Source organism: Fluviicola taffensis DSM 16823, from assembly GCF_943372375.1.
GTDB classification, from domain to species: domain Bacteria; phylum Bacteroidota; class Bacteroidia; order Flavobacteriales_D; family Crocinitomicaceae; genus Fluviicola; species Fluviicola taffensis_A.
In genome coordinates, this window is sequence record NZ_CALRYJ010000002.1 from 425,726 (window position 1) to 444,154 (window position 18,429).

Consider the following 18,429-nt stretch of genomic DNA (forward strand, 5'->3'; position numbering starts at 1 on the left):
TTTTAAATAGATTTATCGATGATTACTGTGAAAGTTGTCCCTTCTTCTGAGATACTATCGACTTTAAGTTCTGCATTGTTTTTCTTAACGAAATCCTTTATTATCAGCAGTCCCAAACCGAATCCTTTTTCTTTGTTTGTTCCGTTGGTTTTATAAAACTCATTGTTTTCAAATATTTTTTCCAGCACTTCTTTAGTCATTCCAATTCCCGAATCTTTCAGTTGTATGAATACTTTCTGAGTGTTTTCTTCGTTTGAAAAAGTGATCTTCCCTCCGTCCGGAGTGAATTTTATTGCATTTGCCAGTAAATTACGGAATATAACCTCAATGGATCTTTCGTCGCAAATTATTTTAGCCTTTTCATCGATGTTGTTTTGTATTTCCAATGCTTTAGAGGATGATTGGTGCTCTAAAAATGTAATTACACTATCTATGATCGGTTTAAGATGTTTCGACTGCAGTTGATTGTGATTTTCATTCATTAACAATTGTCCCCATTCAATTAATTCGTCAATTAATTCATTGGTCTTTTGAGTTTCGGTGTTTAATAAATCCAAAAGCGCTTCATAATCGCCGGAATCTTTATCAAGATATCCCTCATTCAGCATTTGTAAGAATTGAGTGATCTTATTAAACGGAGACTTGATATCATGTGCTATGATAGAATAGATAAAATCTCTGTTTTTATAAAGCTCTTTCAGTTTTCGTTTGGAAAGAAACAGATCAAGATGCGTATTAACCCTTGCAAGAAGCTCTAATCTATTGAATGGTTTGAATATGTAATCAACACCGCCTGCTTCAAAAGCTTCCAAAATATCATTTGTTTGAGCCTTTGCAGTTAAAAATATGAGCGGGATTTCTTTTAAAGAGTCGATACATTTAATTCTACGACAAGTTTCCAAGCCATCAATTTCAGGCATCATAATGTCCATTAGAATCAAATCAATTTCATTATTCAGAAGAATGTTAATTGCACTTTCCCCGTTTAAAGAAACGGCAATATCAAATTTTTCCGATTGCAGAATGTTTCCGACAACCTTCAGATTCTCTATGTTGTCATCAACAATCAATATTTTTGGAGTGTAATCCATAAATAGCGGTTTGAACGTGTTTGCTGATTGCTACTTATTCCTGTTCCGATCTGATAAAAAACGGAAATATAAAAGCAATCTTAATTAGTATGTACCAGTGTAGAAGTTGGAATTGCTTGTCTAATTATTTCTCTTAAAACTTCAACAACTTAATATTACAATATAAGAATTGTTTTTTTGATATTAAGATGTTTGATGCAATTACTTCCTTAAAAATTAGTTTAAGTTTTTATTTCTTTCATCAATTAGATGTTGAATTTTCTTGAGTATCAATGGGAATTCACCCAAGGTAGATGAAAGCTCCATGAGATTCACATTATCAACATGGTTCAAGAGCAACTTGGCATAGTTTTCCAAATATTCAAACTGATACTTTTGTGCGAATTCCAGTAAATTGACGCCAAACTCTTCAATTCTAAACAGAACCATTCCATCCTTTATGAGTGAATGAGCAGGTAGGAAATCGTGATTTAAAACAGCCAGAATCTCGGAAAGTTTATGACCTACTTCCGGATTGATATTCAGACTCAAACTCTCGTCTAATTGATTGGATGCTGAATCCGATGAATGGCTTTTATAAGGTAAATATTTCATGAGCACATTGACCAATTCTGCTTTATTAGTGGGTTTATACAAAAAACCATCAAAATGCACGGATAACTCCTGATCCGTTTGAGCTGAAACAGATGCCGTTAATGCAATCAGGGGCACATGTTTGAATTTAGGGTTCGATCTTAATTTTTCTGCCACCTGGTATCCGTTCATGTTTGGCATCCGAATATCCAATAATATCAACGAGGGCGTTTTTGTTTTTAGGATCTCCAATGCCATTTCACCGCTATCGGCAGAAATGATTTCCAACCCCATTTCATCCAATAATCCTTCAACTGCCATGATATTGGAAAGAACGTCGTCTACCACCAAGATCAAATTGTCTTCGAAATAGACATGATCGATCGGTAAAAAAGGATTTGGTTTTTCTATAAAATCATTGCAAATTTCAACTTCCGGAATGATGAGTGAAAATTGAGAACCTTTTCCCAATTCACTGCACAATTCGATTCGACCATTCATTTTTTCAGCCAATCGTTTGGAAATGGATAATCCCAAACCTGCGCCTGCGTAAAGTCGGTTCGAGTAAACAGATTGTTGCCTGAACGCATCAAAAACCACATCGTGCTGATCGGCAGGTATTCCAATTCCGGTATCAATCACATCGACCCTTAATTGACCTTTCATTTCGCTTATAGCTTCAAATGTTAAGTTGATTCTTACGTATCCTTTGTGCGTGAATTTAATGGCGTTACCTACTAAATTGAAGATTATTTGCTTGAACCGAATCTCATCAAGCAATAATCCTCTGGGGAAGTATGGATCTATTTCAACAGAAAGTGAAACACCTTTTTTGAGGGTTTTTTCAAAGAAAAGAAGCTTGATTTCGTTGACGATATTAATCGTGTCAACAGGCATTTTTACAATATCAATCTTATCAGCTTCAATTTTTGAGAGGTCCAGAATGTCATTTAGAAGCGCTAAAAGCAAGTTTCCACTATTTAGAATAGATTCGATCATCTTTTTAAATTGCGGATTATCCGTTTTGTGATAGAGCGTTTCGCTAAAACCTAAAATGGCATTCATCGGTGTTCTGATTTCATGACTCATATTGGCCAAAAATTCAGTTTTTGCCTTGCTTGCAGCTTCTGCTTTTTGTTTTTCATCAATCAGTTTGCGCTCCAAATCCGCTCGTTGTTTCACATTCACCAGCATTCTGGAAAATACAGAAAGCAAAGATTCTTCCTTTTCAGTGTAAACATGATGCTCTTTAACGGAATCAAAACCGACAAACCCGAGACATTCATCACCATCCATCATTGGAATTGCAAGGAGACTTAATATTTCTTGCTGTTCAAGTGGAATGCGCACTTCATGCCCTTCGGGTAATTCGTAAACATCGGGAATGTTCATGTTTTTCCCCTTCCGATGAGTTCCTGCCCAAATTTTTATATGATCCAATGGTATAGCCTGTAATTCATCTATCTGTGGGGAAACACCTTCTTCACACCATTCATGAGTATTGGTGCAAATACCATTAATCCAGTCATAACTAAAAACATAAGCCCGGTCAGCACCAACAAATTGACCCAATTCTCTTAATGAGGTGTGAATTGCATCTTCCAATTCATTCAATGAAATGTTAATATACTTAGAGGAAATATCCATCAAGATTCTCTGTAAAGCAGCTTGATTCTCAAGGGCTTCTTCCGTTTTTCTTCTTCGGCTGATATCATTATAAAGCCAAAGATTTTCCACATATCCGTTTAGAAAAACGATGGGAATGTATTCTCTTTGAAAAAGTCTCCCGTCTGATAATTCCAATTCCTCACCCAATACGGCCTGCTTTTCATTTTGAATAGCGCGTGTTCTGCTACTAAAAAAATCAGGATCTTTAAATAATACTTTTATGGTCTCAATGAGGTCTGCCGTATTTGTTCCTTCCAATACATGCTCGTCTATTTCCAATCCCAGCAAACTGCAGAATTTCTTATTCATCTGCTGGATTTTAAAGTCTGATGTTTCTATCAGAATTCCACCCGGAAAATTGGTTAAAAAAGTATTGAAACGATTGACGTGATTATCCAATTGACCGTAATAATAATCAGCTTCTGAGAACAAACAAATGATCTCTTCCTTATTTTGAGGAATCAGCTCCACTTCATAGATTCTGGTCTGATCAAAATCATTGAAACTAAACGATTTTTCCGTCTCAAAATTGATTAGATGAGTGAGTAGTTTGCCCCAATCAAAACCAGTCTTGTCTAGTTGCAATTCTTTGAATGACTTGGTCAATAAATGCGTTTGTTCTAGTTGGGTTATTTCTGTGAATGACTGATTTAATTGAAGTATTCGGGCATCGGCAATAAGACCGGCTTTATCCAAAATGAGTTGACATTTCGCAAATCCGAAATGCATGGTGTGTGAAGTGGTAGAATTATTGAGCATAAACTAAACATTACTTAATTCGTTTCAATTTATGTGGCCTTAGTCAAAGTCAAAATAAGAAAAAAAACAATTCGAAAAACAAGTAGTTAATCCTTTATAACTAAATCATACTTTGAGAGCAGACCGATCAAGCCATTGGAAGAAAAAACAGTCTTTTTTATTCTGTTCCGTTCCGGATTGATGTCGAAATTGACAGATGTACTGAAATCCGCTTTGTCCAAGACACTTCTATCAAAAATGGTTCGTGTCAGGTCACAATTATTAAAGACTGCCTGCATTAAATTCACTTCGGAGAAATCCACTTCTTTCAGGATACTATTGGTGAAAACCGTATTCTTCATACTTTTTGAATGGAATGTGGCATAATCCAGGGTACAATCTGTAAACTGAACGGTGAACAGGAAGTCATTGCAGGCGCTAAAGTCCACTCCTACTATTTTACAATCCTTGAAATGGATGTTCTTCAAGCCGGCAAATTTCAGAATGGTTAAGGCAAAATTACAGCCAACAAACTCACAATCCACGAAATCGATATTGCTGAAATTGCTTTTCTTGAAATCGCATTCTACAAATACACAATTACTGAATTCGTTATTGATAAGTTGCTTGTTGACGTAATTGACTTTGTTGAATGTTTTTCCTTCGTGAAGTTTCATGGTATCAGTTGGTTAATTTTAAAGAATCGAAAAATCGTTGAATTGTTTTCTCGAAATCCTTTGCATGTGCATCATCGTTGTAAATTGCTGAAATAATGATCAGTTTTTTTTGATAGAAAGTAAACTTCTCATCTGTTCTCAATTTTTCCGGAGGATTATCGGATGTTCCGACTAAGGACACCTGCACAAATTCATAATTCCCGCACTTGATCCGATCACGCTTCACACTGGTTATGTGATCCAGTCCCGAATGATTCAGCACATCTTCTTCGTATTCCTCGAGTGATCCTTCATAGTTTACGATCTCGAATCCCACATAAAAAGAAGGGCTTTGTTCAGAGTCCATCAACGCAAAGTTTTGGTCATTTACTCTTTTGAAAATCCACTCAGAAGGGTATTTGATAGAATACCATTCTGTTTCCAGTGTTTTCCAGGTAGTTTGAGTCCCTCCAATGAGTGGAATGACTAAGAGTAAAAACAGGATAGCCGAATTTTTCAGTTTCATCAGGATAAATTTAGTGATATTCTTTCTCGATTGAACGATTACTTCCGGATTGGAAATCTCTTGTAAGTTTCCTCAAGGAAACCGGTTTCCTAAAGTATATCCATATCTTTTTGAAACTATTCAAACTTACCTTTATCCCTAAATATATCATACGATGAATTTAATAGACACATTGAACTGGCGTTATGCCGCAAAACGCATGACTTCTGAAAAAGTATCAGATGAAAAAGTAACTGAAATACTCGAAGCGATCAACCTGACAGCAACATCTGCCGGAATGCAACCTTTCAGGGTACTGGTTATTTCAGATCCGGAAATCAAACAAAAATTGCAAGCTGCTTCATTCAATCCACAAGTAAGTGAATCTTCTCATCTGTTGGTTTTTGCTTCTTATACGCACGTTTCCCAAGCACATGTTGATGAATATATTTCTTTGGTTGCAAACACACGAAACATTCCGGTCGAAAGCTTAAATGATTTCAAAGAAAAATTGTCCGGATTTGCAAGTATGCCTGAAGAATTTGTAAAGAACTGGGCAGCAAGACAAGCTTATATCGCTTTAGGTACAGCACTAATTGCTGCCGCGAATTTAAAAGTTGACAGTACTCCGATGGAAGGATTTGACAATGCTGCTTTTGATGAAATCTTGGGGTTGAAAGAAAAAGGATTGCAATCTGCTGTGATTCTTGCTTTGGGTTACCGCAATGAAGAAGCTGATTTCCTTTCAAAAGCGAAAAAAGTGCGGATTCCTTTGGATGAATTGACTATTACTTTGAACTAACCGACAATAACCAACCAAAATGAAAGAGTCTGTTGTGGCACGGCAGGCTCTTTTTTTACTGATGCTGCTTGATGATTTGCGCCAACTGGTTTGCCGGAACGACACCCGATTGTCTCCAGACCGGTTTTCCTTTTTTGAACAGGATCAATGTCGGGATGCTTTTTATCTGGTACTTACTTGCTGCATGCGGATTCTTGTCCACATCCACTTTCAGAACAGAAGCGGAACTACCCAATTTGGTTTTTAAATCTTCCAGGATAGGTTTCATCGTTTTACATGGACCACACCATTCAGCAAAAAAGTCAACCAAAACGGGTTTGTCGGAGTTTATTATTTCAGAAAAAGATGCCATAACTTTTGTGCTTATTTTTCAAAGTTAGAAATTCAATGAGGGATTTACCCTTTTGCTTTTGCAATAATTGTTAATACTGTTTTACTTTCGAATCTTTTGTTGAAGGCTCATCCACCCTCCTCCGTTATGAACTTCCCGATATCCTTTCGAAGTAAGAATACTTCTGGCCGATGCACTCCTCATTCCGGAAGCGCAGCAAGTAATGACAGGCTTGTCTTTTTTGATTTTGGCGAGATTCTCGGAGATATTGGACAAGGGAATGTTTAAAGAGCCTTTAATATGTCCGCTGTTGAATTCTGATGGGGTTCTTACATCTATGATCTGAGCTCCTTTGCTCATTAATTCAATGAAATCTACTTTCGGACCTAGTCCGAATATTTTTTTTAAACCTTGTATCATATTATCTGATTTAACTATTCACATTTACAGATCCATCCAACTTCCACCGTCAGAACATTGGATGCCGTTATTTTGAAGAAATTGAGCTGCTTCTGCACTTCTGTTCCCGCTTGCACAACACAAAATAATCGGCTGGGAAAATTGCCGTATTTCATCTAATCTATGGGGAATTTCCTGTAAAGGAATCAGTACGCTTCCCGCAACATGTCCGCCCAGGTATTCCTGATAAGAGCGAACATCAATGATTGTTCCTTCCATTTTATTCTTTTTTTGCTTTGGTTTTGAAACTGCTAAAAAGTAAAAATCCCATAAACGAACCGTATAGCGTACTGTTTATCGGTTTTGATGTGATAGCACAGGAACCACTGGAGCAGCCAATGAAATGATAATAGGCATACCCTCCGATTCCACCGATTATTGCACCGATAAGATGTAATCGGTAGTTCTTTAAAAATTGCTTCATTTGCTTTTCTTCCTGGTGGATATTCCAACTAAGCTATACAACGGACAGAAACCAATCAGGCTGGTCAATGTGAAGATTACTGCTACAACCAATGCAATGATTGCGAGTGTCCCGGAAAGGTAACCTAAAAAATAAAGTGTTACTATTGCAAGGGTAAGTAAAACCCGTATGATCCGGTCTATCGTGTGCATATTCATTTTCATAATCACTTGTTTTTTACAAAGTTGAGACAATGAAAATTGATATACAGTGACTAAAGTCACAATTCGATAAATAATTTGATTTTTCGCTTGATTTATTCGATCAATCTTGTTTTACATCGCTGCTTTCCCCCTCTTCCCGTCTCTTTACTTTCTTTTGAGCGGGAGTTGGATCCTTGATCCAGGAATTGTCGTACTTCACCAATAGATCGGAAGTTCTCAATTCATCCGTTCCAATCTTGCCATCCATGTATCTGGAGAGCAGCTTGAAACGTTTCTTGTCTTCTTTTTGCAATACCAATAAGGTTGTATTGATGGAAGATTTGATCGCAATCGGAATTCCTCCTCCCAAATCTGCCCAATGACCGCTCAGGAACAGGTTTTTAACCGGTGTGATGTAGGAAGCCACTTTTCCCTGGTAATTTTCCTTGCCCGGTTTTTGCGCCATCATGGTCCCGTTCTTATTTCCTGTATAGCGGAAGTGTGTGATTGGAGTTGCCACATCGCAATACAAGATATGCTTGCGCAGGTTCGGAATCAACTTCTCTTCCACCCGATCAATCAAGATATTCGCGTATTCATCCTTGATTCGGTTGTATTCTTCTCCGCGAATGTAATCGCCATTCTCATCGATTTCGCACCCCCAGAAATTATTGTTTTCCATCCATGCAGGAATGAATAAGGTGATTGTTCCGTGTTCCGGTAAGGATAAGGATTTATCCCGTACGGTTGAAGCCAGGATGTGAATTCCGCTCAAATGAGGATCTCCCTGACCTAAATCTTCTCGCGCAACAGATGTGTCGGCTAAAAAGATGATTTCCTCTCCTAAACCCAATTCTTCCGAAGGACAATCAATTCCAAGTGCAATTGTAATCGCCGAAGCGTATAAGGGCGCTCCTTTCAAGCGATCCTTCATCTTCTTCGGAACGGTTTTTTGAGGTAGCATTTTCTCGAACAAGGTTTCCGCATCGCAAGCAGCAACAACATATTTGCTTGAAATCGTATGGATAGTTCCACGATGGTCGAATTTTACGCCTTTGGCTACATGATCTTCCACTAAAACTTCTGTAACCTTGGATTTGAAGAAAATCTCGCCCCCCATCTTTTCCGTTGTGTACATCAGCCATTCCGGAAAACTCTGACTCCCTCCATCCGGTGGAAGTTGGAAATCCTTGATGTATGCCCAGGAAATCGGGATCAGACAAGAAAGTACATCCGGTTCCGAGCAGAATACCCGGTGCAGTTTTTCGTCGGTAAAATACCTGTTTAATCCTTTTTTTAATTTTTCTTCGCCGGTATAGCGCACGTGTGGAATGAAAGGCAAAGCAAATCCAAGCATTCTCAATCCATGTATAGGATATTCATACCAGGCCATGGAATTCATGGTGCGACTTAAGTTTGCGTAGCGGTCAAACGATTTTCCGATGCGTTTTGCATCCCTGAAAAAGCGGATAATCCCTTTCTTTTCGTGAGGAAACTCTTTGATCCACTGTTCCTTCAGTTCATCCGGATTATTGGTCACCAGGTAATCATATTCATCACTTACAAAGCGACGAATGTTCTTTTGATCCTTGCATTTCGGGTAATCGTCTCCGATAATCTTGAAGATCTTCGTCACCAATCCGTTTGGTCCGCAATTGTTGAGCCAGTGAATGGCAGAATCGAATCGGAAGTCATGACGGCGAAATCCTGCGAGGTAACCACCCGGACGATTGTCCATTTCAATGACACAACAGGAAATTCCGGCCTTACTGAAAAGAGCCGCAGAGGTTAATCCACTTATTCCACCACCAATAATGACAACATCGTAGTGTTGTTTAGGATCAATTCCTCGCATTGCTTAAGTTAAGAGCGTGCAATTTAGGAAGAATTGAGCAAATGGAGATGATAAGTAACTGTTTTAGTTGGTGTAAATGACACTTTTCATTAACCGCAGAGAGTGTAAGATCGCAAAGGGACTTCCCAACTTAGCGCACTCTGCATCTTTGCGGCTTTTTTAATGTAAATTCTCTTTAAACATCTGCCACGGAACGCTTACGCCTTAACTACAGCGTTGGCGCAGATGAACACAGGGTTCTTATTTGAACCATGTTTTACCATTATCCCCTTTGCGCTCTTCGCTTATTAGCGGTTAAAAATGAAGCACTTACTTCTGGTGCAAGCACAAACTGTTTCCGTCCAAATCCTTCAACCATGCAAATTTTCCCCAGGGAGTTTTGTGCATGTTTTCTACCTTAATGTCTTTTGCTTTCAGTTCCTCCATTTTTGCAGCAATATCCTCTGTTTCGATAATGATCCCGTGAAATTTGGCCAATGAAATCGTTACGTCTGAATTTGGCAAACCCATTTGAATCCACATTTCACCATGTTCAGAAGGTGCTTCCATAATCAGTTCGAAGCCCATTTTCAAATAGAACTCCTTTGCTTTCTGTTGATCCACAACCGGGACCATGATGATTTCGATCTGTTTCATATAATCATTAGTTTAATCTTCCGTGTTCCTCAGTGTTCCTCCGTGGGAGAAAATTAGGTGTGATTTTGCCTACTCAGAATTCGATCTAAATGCATCTTCCCGATCCATCTGTTCCGAAATATCACGTGCACGTTGAAATAGGTTTCGAATCATGTTTTCATCAACCAGTATTTCATCATCTCCAAAGTATTCATAAAATTCCAATAGGACTTCGGCTTGTTTTAGTTCATTGATTAGTTGAAAAGTAGCTACTTCCTTTTCATCTTCCAAGGTATCAAATTCAAAAATCGGTTCGTGATTCACAAATCTGCTGCGGATTTCTTCCAGACTGAAAGGAGTGTGCTGCTGCAGTATTTTGATTGCGCCAACTGAAGGTTTGTCTGATTGAGATTTGATCCGGACTTTCATTTATCCCTGATTAAAACGGTCAAACCACTTCCAGTATTTGTCTTTATAAATTTCATAACTTGTTTCGAAATGCTCCGAATACTTCTGCCGAATGCTGTAAAGTACTTTTGATGGCAAACGAAATTCCCTGCAAGCAAAGAAGATTTCGCGTTCACCGTCTGCAGTTTGCCGTCCCAAATTCAAATATCCGTCGTGATCTTTTAACTGCTCCATGATCTCGTCTTCGATCTGATTCATTAGCTCATAATCTTCATTGTTAGGTAGCCCGCTATCTTTTGTCCCTTCAAATTTGGTCCTGAAAATAACGATCCACGGGTGTGACGCTTTTGCATCCCAATCCAACAAAGTGGTATTCATAATGGCAATCAATGGATTTCCATTCTCGAGCGTGGCTTCAAATGTAGAATAGAGATCGTTTTCCGTATCATGTCGAAACCCCTCGTATTTCTCAATGAATTCCTTTTGGCGCCAGAGTAAATAGGATTTTAATTTGGTGACAGGAATAATTTCAGTATCAGCTTCTCTCCTGCTAATAACAGAAAGGTTGTCAATATTCATTAATGAATCCAGTTCGCCAAGGTAATTATCCAAAAAGATGTAGACACCATTGCGGACCGTACCTGCATTTAAATCGGTTAAACCATCATAAATGATACTGATATCAATTTCATCCGGATAATCTTCTAATTGATTGACGCAAAAATGAATATTCTGATGATTGAACTCGCACTTATCCATAGTAATGACGAATTTATCATCATTATTAGGTTGTTTTAATGCGGTAAATTTCCATCCTTCCATTTTTGGAGCGGAAGCAATCAATTCTTCTACAAAAACGATATTTGGAATATCTCCATCTGCTGTAATGATCAGTTCTGCCGTTTGCTCGTCGAACATCCCTGCTAAAAAATAGTACCCCTCCTTCAGTTCATTTAAACGGGGACTTATCCTATTAAAAAAGTCAGTTTCCACATCTGCCTTTTTATTATTCAGGACATTGAAAAATGTTTTTTCATTTTGCCGGAACCAAGTCCAGAATTCAGAATTTGACGTGATGGGCACGTGTTTACTCCCGAAAATTTTATTAAACAGACTCATTCAGTTAAATTAGTTTTGATGACTGGCAGGGGGCTTAAAACTGCCCGCTGTAGAATTTATTCTCGTTCGTGATTTCTATCTGGTTTTCGTTGAACCATTTCCCGAAAGCTTCAAATTTTTCCTTGTTTCCGTCGTACCATTTCTGAAAACCGGCCTCATCCCCTTTCATCAGGATCCAATGGTTGTAGGCTTCCAAATGTCCTGCATCTTTCACCTTTTTCTGATAAGTGAATAAAACGGTCGGATAATTCTTGTCATTCCCACTGCTGAAATAGCTGTCCAAAAAGGAGGTTCTCACGGTATTCAAAGAAGTCAGATTGATGGATTTAACAGGAAGCAGCGCCATCATCAAGGTAGGTTCGTAAAATCCGACACCGTAAGGTAATTTCAACTTGCCTGGATCGCTCAGATCCGAAACATTGATCGTCGCATTTTTACTGAAACTAACAGAGAAAGAACTGTCACTTGTAAATGTAATCTGACTTTTATACGTATCAAAAAGCAATTGACTGATTTCTGCTGTACGTTTGCTGTTGCGCTCCAGGTTCATGAAGATTTCACCGTAAATCATTCCCCAGACTTCTTCGCTGGATCCGCAATAAATGCGTGCTGCGCGGTAATAATTGGATGAAAATGTAGGATCAACCTCGATTCCCTTTTCATAAAACGGAATGGCTTTTCCGTATTCTTTTTTCATCCAGAATACATTTCCTTTTTCCAGGTAAATAGATCCGGAATTTGGGAATATTTTCAATCCGTCGTCGTAAGCTGCCAATGCTTTTTCAGGGGCTCCTGAAACATCGTAGCTATTTCCAAGTAATTGGTATAATTGTTCGGTGACATTCTTGTGTTTTCTGTTCTTTTCCAGAATACTGATCGCTTTCTTGTAATCTGCTTTGGCGTAATAAGCATAAGCCATTTCATAAGGGTAATCAAAACGTTCAGGATCCAGTTTTTCCGCTTCTTTCAAAAGTTTGATACTTTCATCAAATTCGCCTTTATCCATTAGTTTAATGGCTTCCATTCCTTTTTCGAGGGCTTTTTCCTGATTGGTTTGTGCGAATGCACTTTGATTCACTGCCAAAAGAAGCAATAGACCAAACAATTTGATTTTTTTAGTCATGGTTGAAATTATTTGCACGCAATTTAAGCAGTAAAAACCAAACCGAAGTTATTTGCTATCGATTTAAAAATTGGGATTAGTAGTTAATACGTTATGGGAAAAAATAAGATGATTCGTTTTCGGGTCTCTGCATTCCCAAATTTCACCAAGAGCAGACACGTCTTTATCTTCAAAAATGACTACGCTTCTCAGTTTCTTTTTCGAATGATTCGGAAGAATGAGCATGTGTCCTGCTGTTGCACATTCCTTTAACTGATCCCAGAGAAGGTTTTGTTGTTCCGGCTTGAATACGGAGAATGGATTTTTGAGGTTGATAGAATCATTCTGATCGGCATATTCGTCAAACATCCCGATCAATAGCTCGTTTTGGATATTCAGGAATTCAGGCTTACTCACATAAACAGAATACTCCGCGGTATAGAAGTGAACAAAACCTTGCTCTTTCCACTCCAATTTAACGGTACTCTCCTTTCTTGTTTGTCCAAACAAGGAAGATGATGCTGACATCAGCAAGACTAAAAAAAAGGTAGCGCGCTTTTTCATAAGTTCAGGAATTAAATTGTCTCAAATGATGGTCTGTGTGTTTGTAGGCCATTAGGCCAATTTGTTCTTTCGTCATTTTTCCAAAAAAATCATGAATGAATGTCGGATTTGAATAGTTTTCATACGATTCTATGAGTTGGATCCATTCGTTCTTTTTTGGTTCAATAGCTCCCGTTGTCTCTTTTATTTTAAATTGAGTAGATGTCGGGACACCTTTGTCGAATGGTTTGTCATCCCCGACCATGCGTTTCAGAGCCATTTTACCGAATACCTTCCCGATGAATCCCTGTTTGTAAGCCGGATTTCCTTTTCCCTGAATCCATTTTTCCCAGATGATACAATGCATCAGCATCTGATAGAGATTCATTTTCCCCCATTGAGCCTGGGAAAGCTCATCTATGTTCTGAATGCGGGTTATCAGTTCGTTTCGTGTAATTGGGTCAAAAATTGTTTTCATAAGTATTACCAGCTTTGTTTTTCCGAGAAACGTTATTCCAGGATCGTTCGATGATCCGTAACTTTTAAATGTGGTTCCACTTTCCGGAAAGTATTCAATGGTGTTAGTGGAGTATCTAATATATTGATTTTTCGAAAGAAAACAAAAAATCGCCAATCTGCTTTCACAAACTGACGATATACTAATGATTTAAATAACCGCATAGAAGCAAAGAACGCTAAGTTTGAATGTAAAGCCTTTGCGTTCTTCCATTCTTAGCGGTTGAAGAGGAAAAAATCTACTTTATACGCATAAGAAAAAGTGCCAAATAGTATTCTATATATATATCTGCTCTGTGGAAGAAAAAATCGCCGGAATAAACTCCCGACGATCACAATATAGTATCAATTAGCATGCTGATTTTTACTTCTTCCCTACCAGTTGATCAAATTAAAATCCGCGCTATCTGCGAGATCTGCGGGAGGAAAAGATTGGTCTTACACCTTCACGGCATCTCCATGTCCTTTCAAAACCGATTCATACAATTCTTCATACAATGGAAGAACATTGGATAAGTCGAACTTCTTTGCTTGCTGCAAGGCATTTTTACGAAAGATTTGATGTGTTTCTTTGTTCTCCAAAATACGGATCGCATCGATTGCCATGGCATCCACATCACCCACATTGGATGTAAACCCGGAATAGGCATCAATATTCACTTCGGGTATTCCACCGGTATTCGATGAAACCACAGGGACCCCTTCTGCCATCGCTTCCAAAGCCGCTAAACCGAAGCTCTCTGTTTCAGACGGTAAGAGGAATAGATCACTGATTTCTAAGATAGGTCCCGTTTCGCGTACTTTTCCTATAAAGATAATCTTGTTACAAATTCCTAAGTCACGTGCCAAACGTTCTACAATTGCACGATCCGGACCATCACCGGCCAATAGCAGTTTCGCAGGGAGTTTTTCCTGTACCTTCTGGAAAATGCGAACCACATCTGTAATGCGTTTGACAGGACGGAAATTGGAAATGTGACACAGAATGAATTCGTTATCCTGTGCATAGTGTCTGCGTTTTTCCATATTGATCACCGGTAATTCCGCTTTCGGTTGAATGAAATTCGGAATAACGTGGATTTTACGTGTTGTCTGGAAATGGGTGTAAGTATCTTTCATTAAACTCTTCGAAACAGCTGTAACTGCATCCGAAGCATTGATACAAAAGGAAATCACCGGTTCAAAAGAAGGGTCTTTCCCTACGAGTGTAATATCCGTTCCGTGAAGTGTTGTAATGAACGGGATGTTGATTCCCTGTGCTTTCAGGATTTGCTGTGCCATAAATGCTGCAGAAGCATGAGGAATGGCGTAATGCACATGTAACAGGTCCAATCCTTCGTATTTCACCACGTCCACCACTTTACTCGCCAATTCGGTTTCGTAAGGCTGGTATTCGAAAAGTGGATAATCAGAAAGTTGTACTTCGTGATAAAAAATATTTTCACGAAAGCTTCCCAAACGAACGGGCTGCGAATACGTGATAAAATGGACCAAATGTCCTTTCTGAGCTAAGGCCTTGCCCAATTCTGTGGCTACTACACCACTCCCGCCAAATGTGGGATATAATACGATTCCGATTTTCATATCTGTTTGTCTATTTTAATTTGATGAAGTCAGCTATGATGCGTATTTCATCAAAAGCAGTTTCTATTTGATTCTAAAACTGCACTAAAGTTTGTTTGTTTTTATCAATTAGCCACTGCTGGTTATTATCGAAAGCAGTGCTTTCTCTTATTTTTGGCGTGCTTCAAAAAGTGCTTCGTAGATTACTCGCTGAATCTCCGTTCGCACGCTCATCTTTGTTATTTTCCAATTGTCCGCGTCCGGATAAACCCGGTTCGATAAGAACACGAAATTCACCTTGTTCTCCGGGTCTGCCCATGTGATCGTTCCTGTAAATCCGGAATGCCCGAAAGTGGATGGGGAAACCAGGTCACATGTCGGACCGTTCTTAATACTTACTGTCGGTTTGTCAAAACCAATTCCTCTTCTGTTTCCGGGACAAAATTGGCACGATGTGAACTGATCTACAATCTCTTTTTTGATGATCGATTGGTCTCCTATCTGACCTTTATTCAGCAAGAATTGCATCAAAGCAGCCAAATCTGTGGCATTAGAGAACAATCCTGCGTGACCTGCAACACCTCCCATCATTGCTGCGCCCGGATCATGCACATATCCGTGAATCAATTGCTTACGGAATTCCTTGTCGAATTCGGTAGGAACGATTCGTTTCTTATTGAATTTCTTTAATGGTAAATAGGTCATTGTTTGCAATCCCAAAGGCTGATAAATCTCCTTGTCAACAAACTCATTCTGTCCCATTCCACTGGTAAGCTCAATGTATTTGTTGAAAAAGTAATAACTCAGGTCGGAATACTCGTAAGACTTCTTACCTGTCAAAGGAGTTTCAACGATGATCTTCAACATGGTTTTCCAGTAATCGTCCTTGATGAAAATGTTGTCTGCAACTGCCCGATTATAAACTCCTTTATCCGTTGTACTGTAAATGGTTGGGTTCAATTCTCCATTCTCCATTGTTCGCTTGTAAAATGCGATCCAAGGAGTTAATCCCGCTTGGTGAGTCAATAAATCAATTGCTTTCAGATCTGCATAGGGAGTTCCTTTTACATATTCCGGAACCAAATGGTTCAAATCCATTTTTTCATCGAATTTATTCAGCGTCTTCAGGCGCATCAAGGCTGTTGTTGACGATGCGATTTTAGTGATGGAAGCCAAATCGTAAATATGATTATTTGTAATACTGTCTCCATTTTCGTAAATGGTTGTTCCATAAGACTTCTGAATGACCATTTTTCCGTCAATTGCAACCACAATCTGACAACCCGGGAATACTTTCGCTTCAATTGCTTTTGCCACAATTTCATCTATTTCCTTCAGTTTCTCCGGATTCAACCCCAATTCTTCCGGCGACGAATATTTCAATCTCCCATTGTTTTTCAGGTCAATCCCGAATCCCAATTTCCATTTGTCATTGATTTCCATCGCCAATTTTCCATTCACATCAAATGCTCCCATAATTGCCTGAGCAGTGCGTTCCTGAGCCGGCGCAGTGTTTTCATAAGAACAAAGAATGGATTTCACGGATTTAGGGAACTCAGATTCTTTTTGAAGCGTCAATGGATTTCCAAACAGAACAACCGTTGTTGATGCATTTTCAGGAAGAAGTTCCAACACTTGTTTCCAGTTGCCGAAACCATAATTGTTGCGCGCCCGCTGACCGTCCGAATGGAAATCCACCATATAAGTCGCATTCGGATCCAATTTGATTTCTTTCAATCTCCGAATAGCTTCTTCCGGTGTAAAGTATTTGTAATGAGTTACTTTTGCATAATCATTTAAACGATCTCTGAAAGCAGCGGTATGCGTTCCGACTGCGATACGAATGATTTGTTTGTCTAATCTGTCAATGGGTAAATTGTCTTGTTCATTTTTAACGCACACCAAAGCCTTTTCATAGATTTGATCAATAATCAGTTTCCGTTCCGGTGCAGGATCTTTACGCTTCACCATTGGTTTGTGAATGATTGCGTGGTATTTGGCTCTCAAAACGCGTCTACAGTGCTCATTTACGTCTTCTTTGCTTAATTCCCCGCTTTCAACTTTACTGGATATCAATTTGATTGCATCCGGAACATTCTCCGGAAACAACAAGATATCACATCCGGCAAGATACGCCTTCGCAACCACTTCCGATTTCCCGTATTTTTCAGAAACTGCCTTCATGTTCAGGGCATCTGAAATAACCAATCCTTTAAAACCAAGCTTTTTGCGTAAATAGGTTTCGATCACCACTTTCGATAAACTGCTTGGAGTTCCGCTTGGGTCCAGGGAAGGAACGTTCAAATGGGCAACCATCACAGAACGTGTTCCTGCATCGATGGCACTTTTAAACGGAAGAAAGTCTTTGGTCTCGAATTCATTGACACTGTGGGAAACCGTTGGAAGCTCTTTGTGAGAATCCTTATCCGTATCACCATGTCCGGGGAAATGTTTTACGCAGGAAATAACTCCTGCATCTTCAATTCCTTTCACCATAGCTGCCGTTTGTTTTGCAACCTGTTTCGGGTCGGAACCGAAAGCCCGGAATCCGATCACCGGGTTTTGTGGATTGAGATTTACATCGGCAACGGGAGAAAAATTCATGTGAATACCGAGCATGTCACATTCAACTCCCATCTGATAACCTATGCGTTCCGTGAGGTTCAAATCATTCGCTGCCCCAATTGTTTGTTGATAAGGAAACCGAGGTTCACCAGAAAGTCGCATGGCTACTCCCCACTCTGCATCCATCCCGATTAATAAGGGGATTTTTGCACTTGCCTGCATTTGCTGAATGGCTTCCTGTAAATTGTCGCGCTCCCCTTGAAAGAAGATCAATCCACCTATTTTCTGTGTACGAACCAGTTCTTCTGTTTCTGCCAAATGCTCTTTCCCCTTGTTCGACCAGCAAGCGACCATAAACGATTGGGCAATGCGCTCCTGCATCGATAATTTTGCCATTTCCGAATTGACCCATTGGTCTTCGTCCGTTACAACACTTGTTTGGCGTTTCTTAGCAGGCTTATGAGTTGGGGACTTTAAAAGTGCAGAAGTGATCAATCCTGATCCTAGGACCAGGAAAAAAATGAAAGTTGCTTTGCGAAATGTCTTTCTGTTCATAGAACAAAATTAAGCTAATTGATTTTAGATATGAATCACTTTGGAATAGTTTTCCACATCGTCACCTTCGACTCCGCTCAGTCACCGATCTCTTACCCGATTCAATTTGTATCATTTCCCCCACCCAGTTGGCTAAGTAAATTGCACAAAGGTGGCTGA

General features: G+C 39.2%; 19 protein-coding genes. 1 reads left to right on the forward strand and 18 read right to left on the reverse strand.

Annotated features, from left to right (window positions below; genetic code table 11):
• Positions 1–2: 2 nt before the first annotated feature.
• The 4 genes from AAG807_RS05180 to AAG807_RS05195 all read right to left on the reverse strand — a co-directional run bounded on the left by AAG807_RS05180 (position 3) and on the right by AAG807_RS05195 (position 5,252).
• Positions 3–1,091 carry a hybrid sensor histidine kinase/response regulator gene (locus AAG807_RS05180; protein WP_341901405.1) on the reverse strand — a complete coding sequence of 363 codons (1,089 nt, stop codon included), beginning with the start codon at positions 1,089–1,091 and terminating at the stop codon, positions 3–5.
• A gap of 216 nt (positions 1,092–1,307) precedes the next feature.
• On the reverse strand, positions 1,308–4,091 hold the full coding sequence (locus AAG807_RS05185) for an ATP-binding protein (protein WP_341901407.1): 2,784 nt from the start codon (positions 4,089–4,091) through the stop codon (positions 1,308–1,310).
• An 86-nt stretch (positions 4,092–4,177) separates the two neighbouring features.
• Positions 4,178–4,747, reverse strand: coding sequence for a pentapeptide repeat-containing protein (locus AAG807_RS05190; RefSeq protein WP_341901408.1), 570 nt, complete (start codon positions 4,745–4,747; stop codon positions 4,178–4,180).
• Positions 4,748–4,751: 4 nt separating this feature from the next.
• Complete coding sequence (locus AAG807_RS05195; RefSeq protein ID WP_341901410.1) at positions 4,752–5,252, reverse strand: hypothetical protein; 501 nt, start codon at positions 5,250–5,252, stop codon at positions 4,752–4,754.
• Positions 5,253–5,406: 154 nt separating this feature from the next.
• On the opposite strand from AAG807_RS05195, the gene AAG807_RS05200 reads away from it, so the two are divergent.
• Positions 5,407–6,033, forward strand: a complete 627-nt coding sequence (locus AAG807_RS05200; RefSeq protein WP_341901412.1) for an NAD(P)H-dependent oxidoreductase — start codon at positions 5,407–5,409, stop codon at positions 6,031–6,033.
• 55 nt (positions 6,034–6,088) lie between these two features.
• On the opposite strand, the gene trxA is transcribed toward AAG807_RS05200, so the two are convergent.
• The 14 genes from trxA to AAG807_RS05270 form a co-directional block, all read right to left on the reverse strand.
• Positions 6,089–6,385 (reverse strand): thioredoxin, encoded by a 297-nt coding sequence (gene trxA, locus AAG807_RS05205; protein ID WP_341901413.1) that lies wholly within the window; start codon positions 6,383–6,385, stop codon positions 6,089–6,091.
• 81 nt (positions 6,386–6,466) lie between these two features.
• On the reverse strand, positions 6,467–6,784 hold the full coding sequence (locus tag AAG807_RS05210; RefSeq protein WP_341901415.1) for a rhodanese-like domain-containing protein: 318 nt from the start codon (positions 6,782–6,784) through the stop codon (positions 6,467–6,469).
• Positions 6,785–6,808: 24 nt separating this feature from the next.
• Positions 6,809–7,042 (reverse strand): rhodanese-like domain-containing protein, encoded by a 234-nt coding sequence (locus AAG807_RS05215; protein ID WP_341901418.1) that lies wholly within the window; start codon positions 7,040–7,042, stop codon positions 6,809–6,811.
• A 1-nt stretch (position 7,043) separates the two neighbouring features.
• Positions 7,044–7,247: a DUF6132 family protein gene (locus AAG807_RS05220; RefSeq protein WP_341901420.1), complete on the reverse strand. Its 204-nt coding sequence runs from the start codon at positions 7,245–7,247 to the stop codon at positions 7,044–7,046.
• Positions 7,244–7,450: a DUF2892 domain-containing protein gene (locus AAG807_RS05225; RefSeq protein WP_341901422.1), complete on the reverse strand. Its 207-nt coding sequence runs from the start codon at positions 7,448–7,450 to the stop codon at positions 7,244–7,246. Before AAG807_RS05225 ends, AAG807_RS05220 begins: the two co-directional genes overlap by 4 nt.
• A gap of 100 nt (positions 7,451–7,550) precedes the next feature.
• The gene (locus tag AAG807_RS05230; RefSeq protein ID WP_341901424.1) at positions 7,551–9,284 is read right to left on the reverse strand and encodes an NAD(P)/FAD-dependent oxidoreductase; all 1,734 of its coding nucleotides are present in this window, start codon (positions 9,282–9,284) and stop codon (positions 7,551–7,553) included.
• A gap of 309 nt (positions 9,285–9,593) precedes the next feature.
• A complete protein-coding gene (locus AAG807_RS05235) occupies positions 9,594–9,920 on the reverse strand; it encodes a VOC family protein (RefSeq protein ID WP_341901426.1) in 327 nt (108 codons plus the stop codon).
• A 69-nt stretch (positions 9,921–9,989) separates the two neighbouring features.
• A complete protein-coding gene (locus tag AAG807_RS05240) occupies positions 9,990–10,328 on the reverse strand; it encodes a hypothetical protein (RefSeq protein WP_341901428.1) in 339 nt (112 codons plus the stop codon).
• Positions 10,329–11,426 carry a DUF695 domain-containing protein gene (locus AAG807_RS05245; protein ID WP_341901430.1) on the reverse strand — a complete coding sequence of 366 codons (1,098 nt, stop codon included), beginning with the start codon at positions 11,424–11,426 and terminating at the stop codon, positions 10,329–10,331.
• A gap of 34 nt (positions 11,427–11,460) precedes the next feature.
• Positions 11,461–12,549: a tetratricopeptide repeat protein gene (locus tag AAG807_RS05250; protein ID WP_341901432.1), complete on the reverse strand. Its 1,089-nt coding sequence runs from the start codon at positions 12,547–12,549 to the stop codon at positions 11,461–11,463.
• Positions 12,550–12,612: 63 nt separating this feature from the next.
• A complete protein-coding gene (locus AAG807_RS05255) occupies positions 12,613–13,092 on the reverse strand; it encodes a hypothetical protein (protein WP_341901434.1) in 480 nt (159 codons plus the stop codon).
• Between the two features lie 4 nt (positions 13,093–13,096).
• Positions 13,097–13,549, reverse strand: a complete 453-nt coding sequence (locus AAG807_RS05260; protein ID WP_341901435.1) for a DinB family protein — start codon at positions 13,547–13,549, stop codon at positions 13,097–13,099.
• 476 nt (positions 13,550–14,025) lie between these two features.
• On the reverse strand, positions 14,026–15,171 hold the full coding sequence (gene bshA / locus AAG807_RS05265; RefSeq protein WP_341901437.1) for an N-acetyl-alpha-D-glucosaminyl L-malate synthase BshA: 1,146 nt from the start codon (positions 15,169–15,171) through the stop codon (positions 14,026–14,028).
• Positions 15,172–15,318: 147 nt separating this feature from the next.
• Positions 15,319–18,270, reverse strand: a complete 2,952-nt coding sequence (locus AAG807_RS05270) for a glycoside hydrolase family 3 N-terminal domain-containing protein (RefSeq protein WP_341901438.1) — start codon at positions 18,268–18,270, stop codon at positions 15,319–15,321.
• Positions 18,271–18,429: the final 159 nt, after the last annotated feature.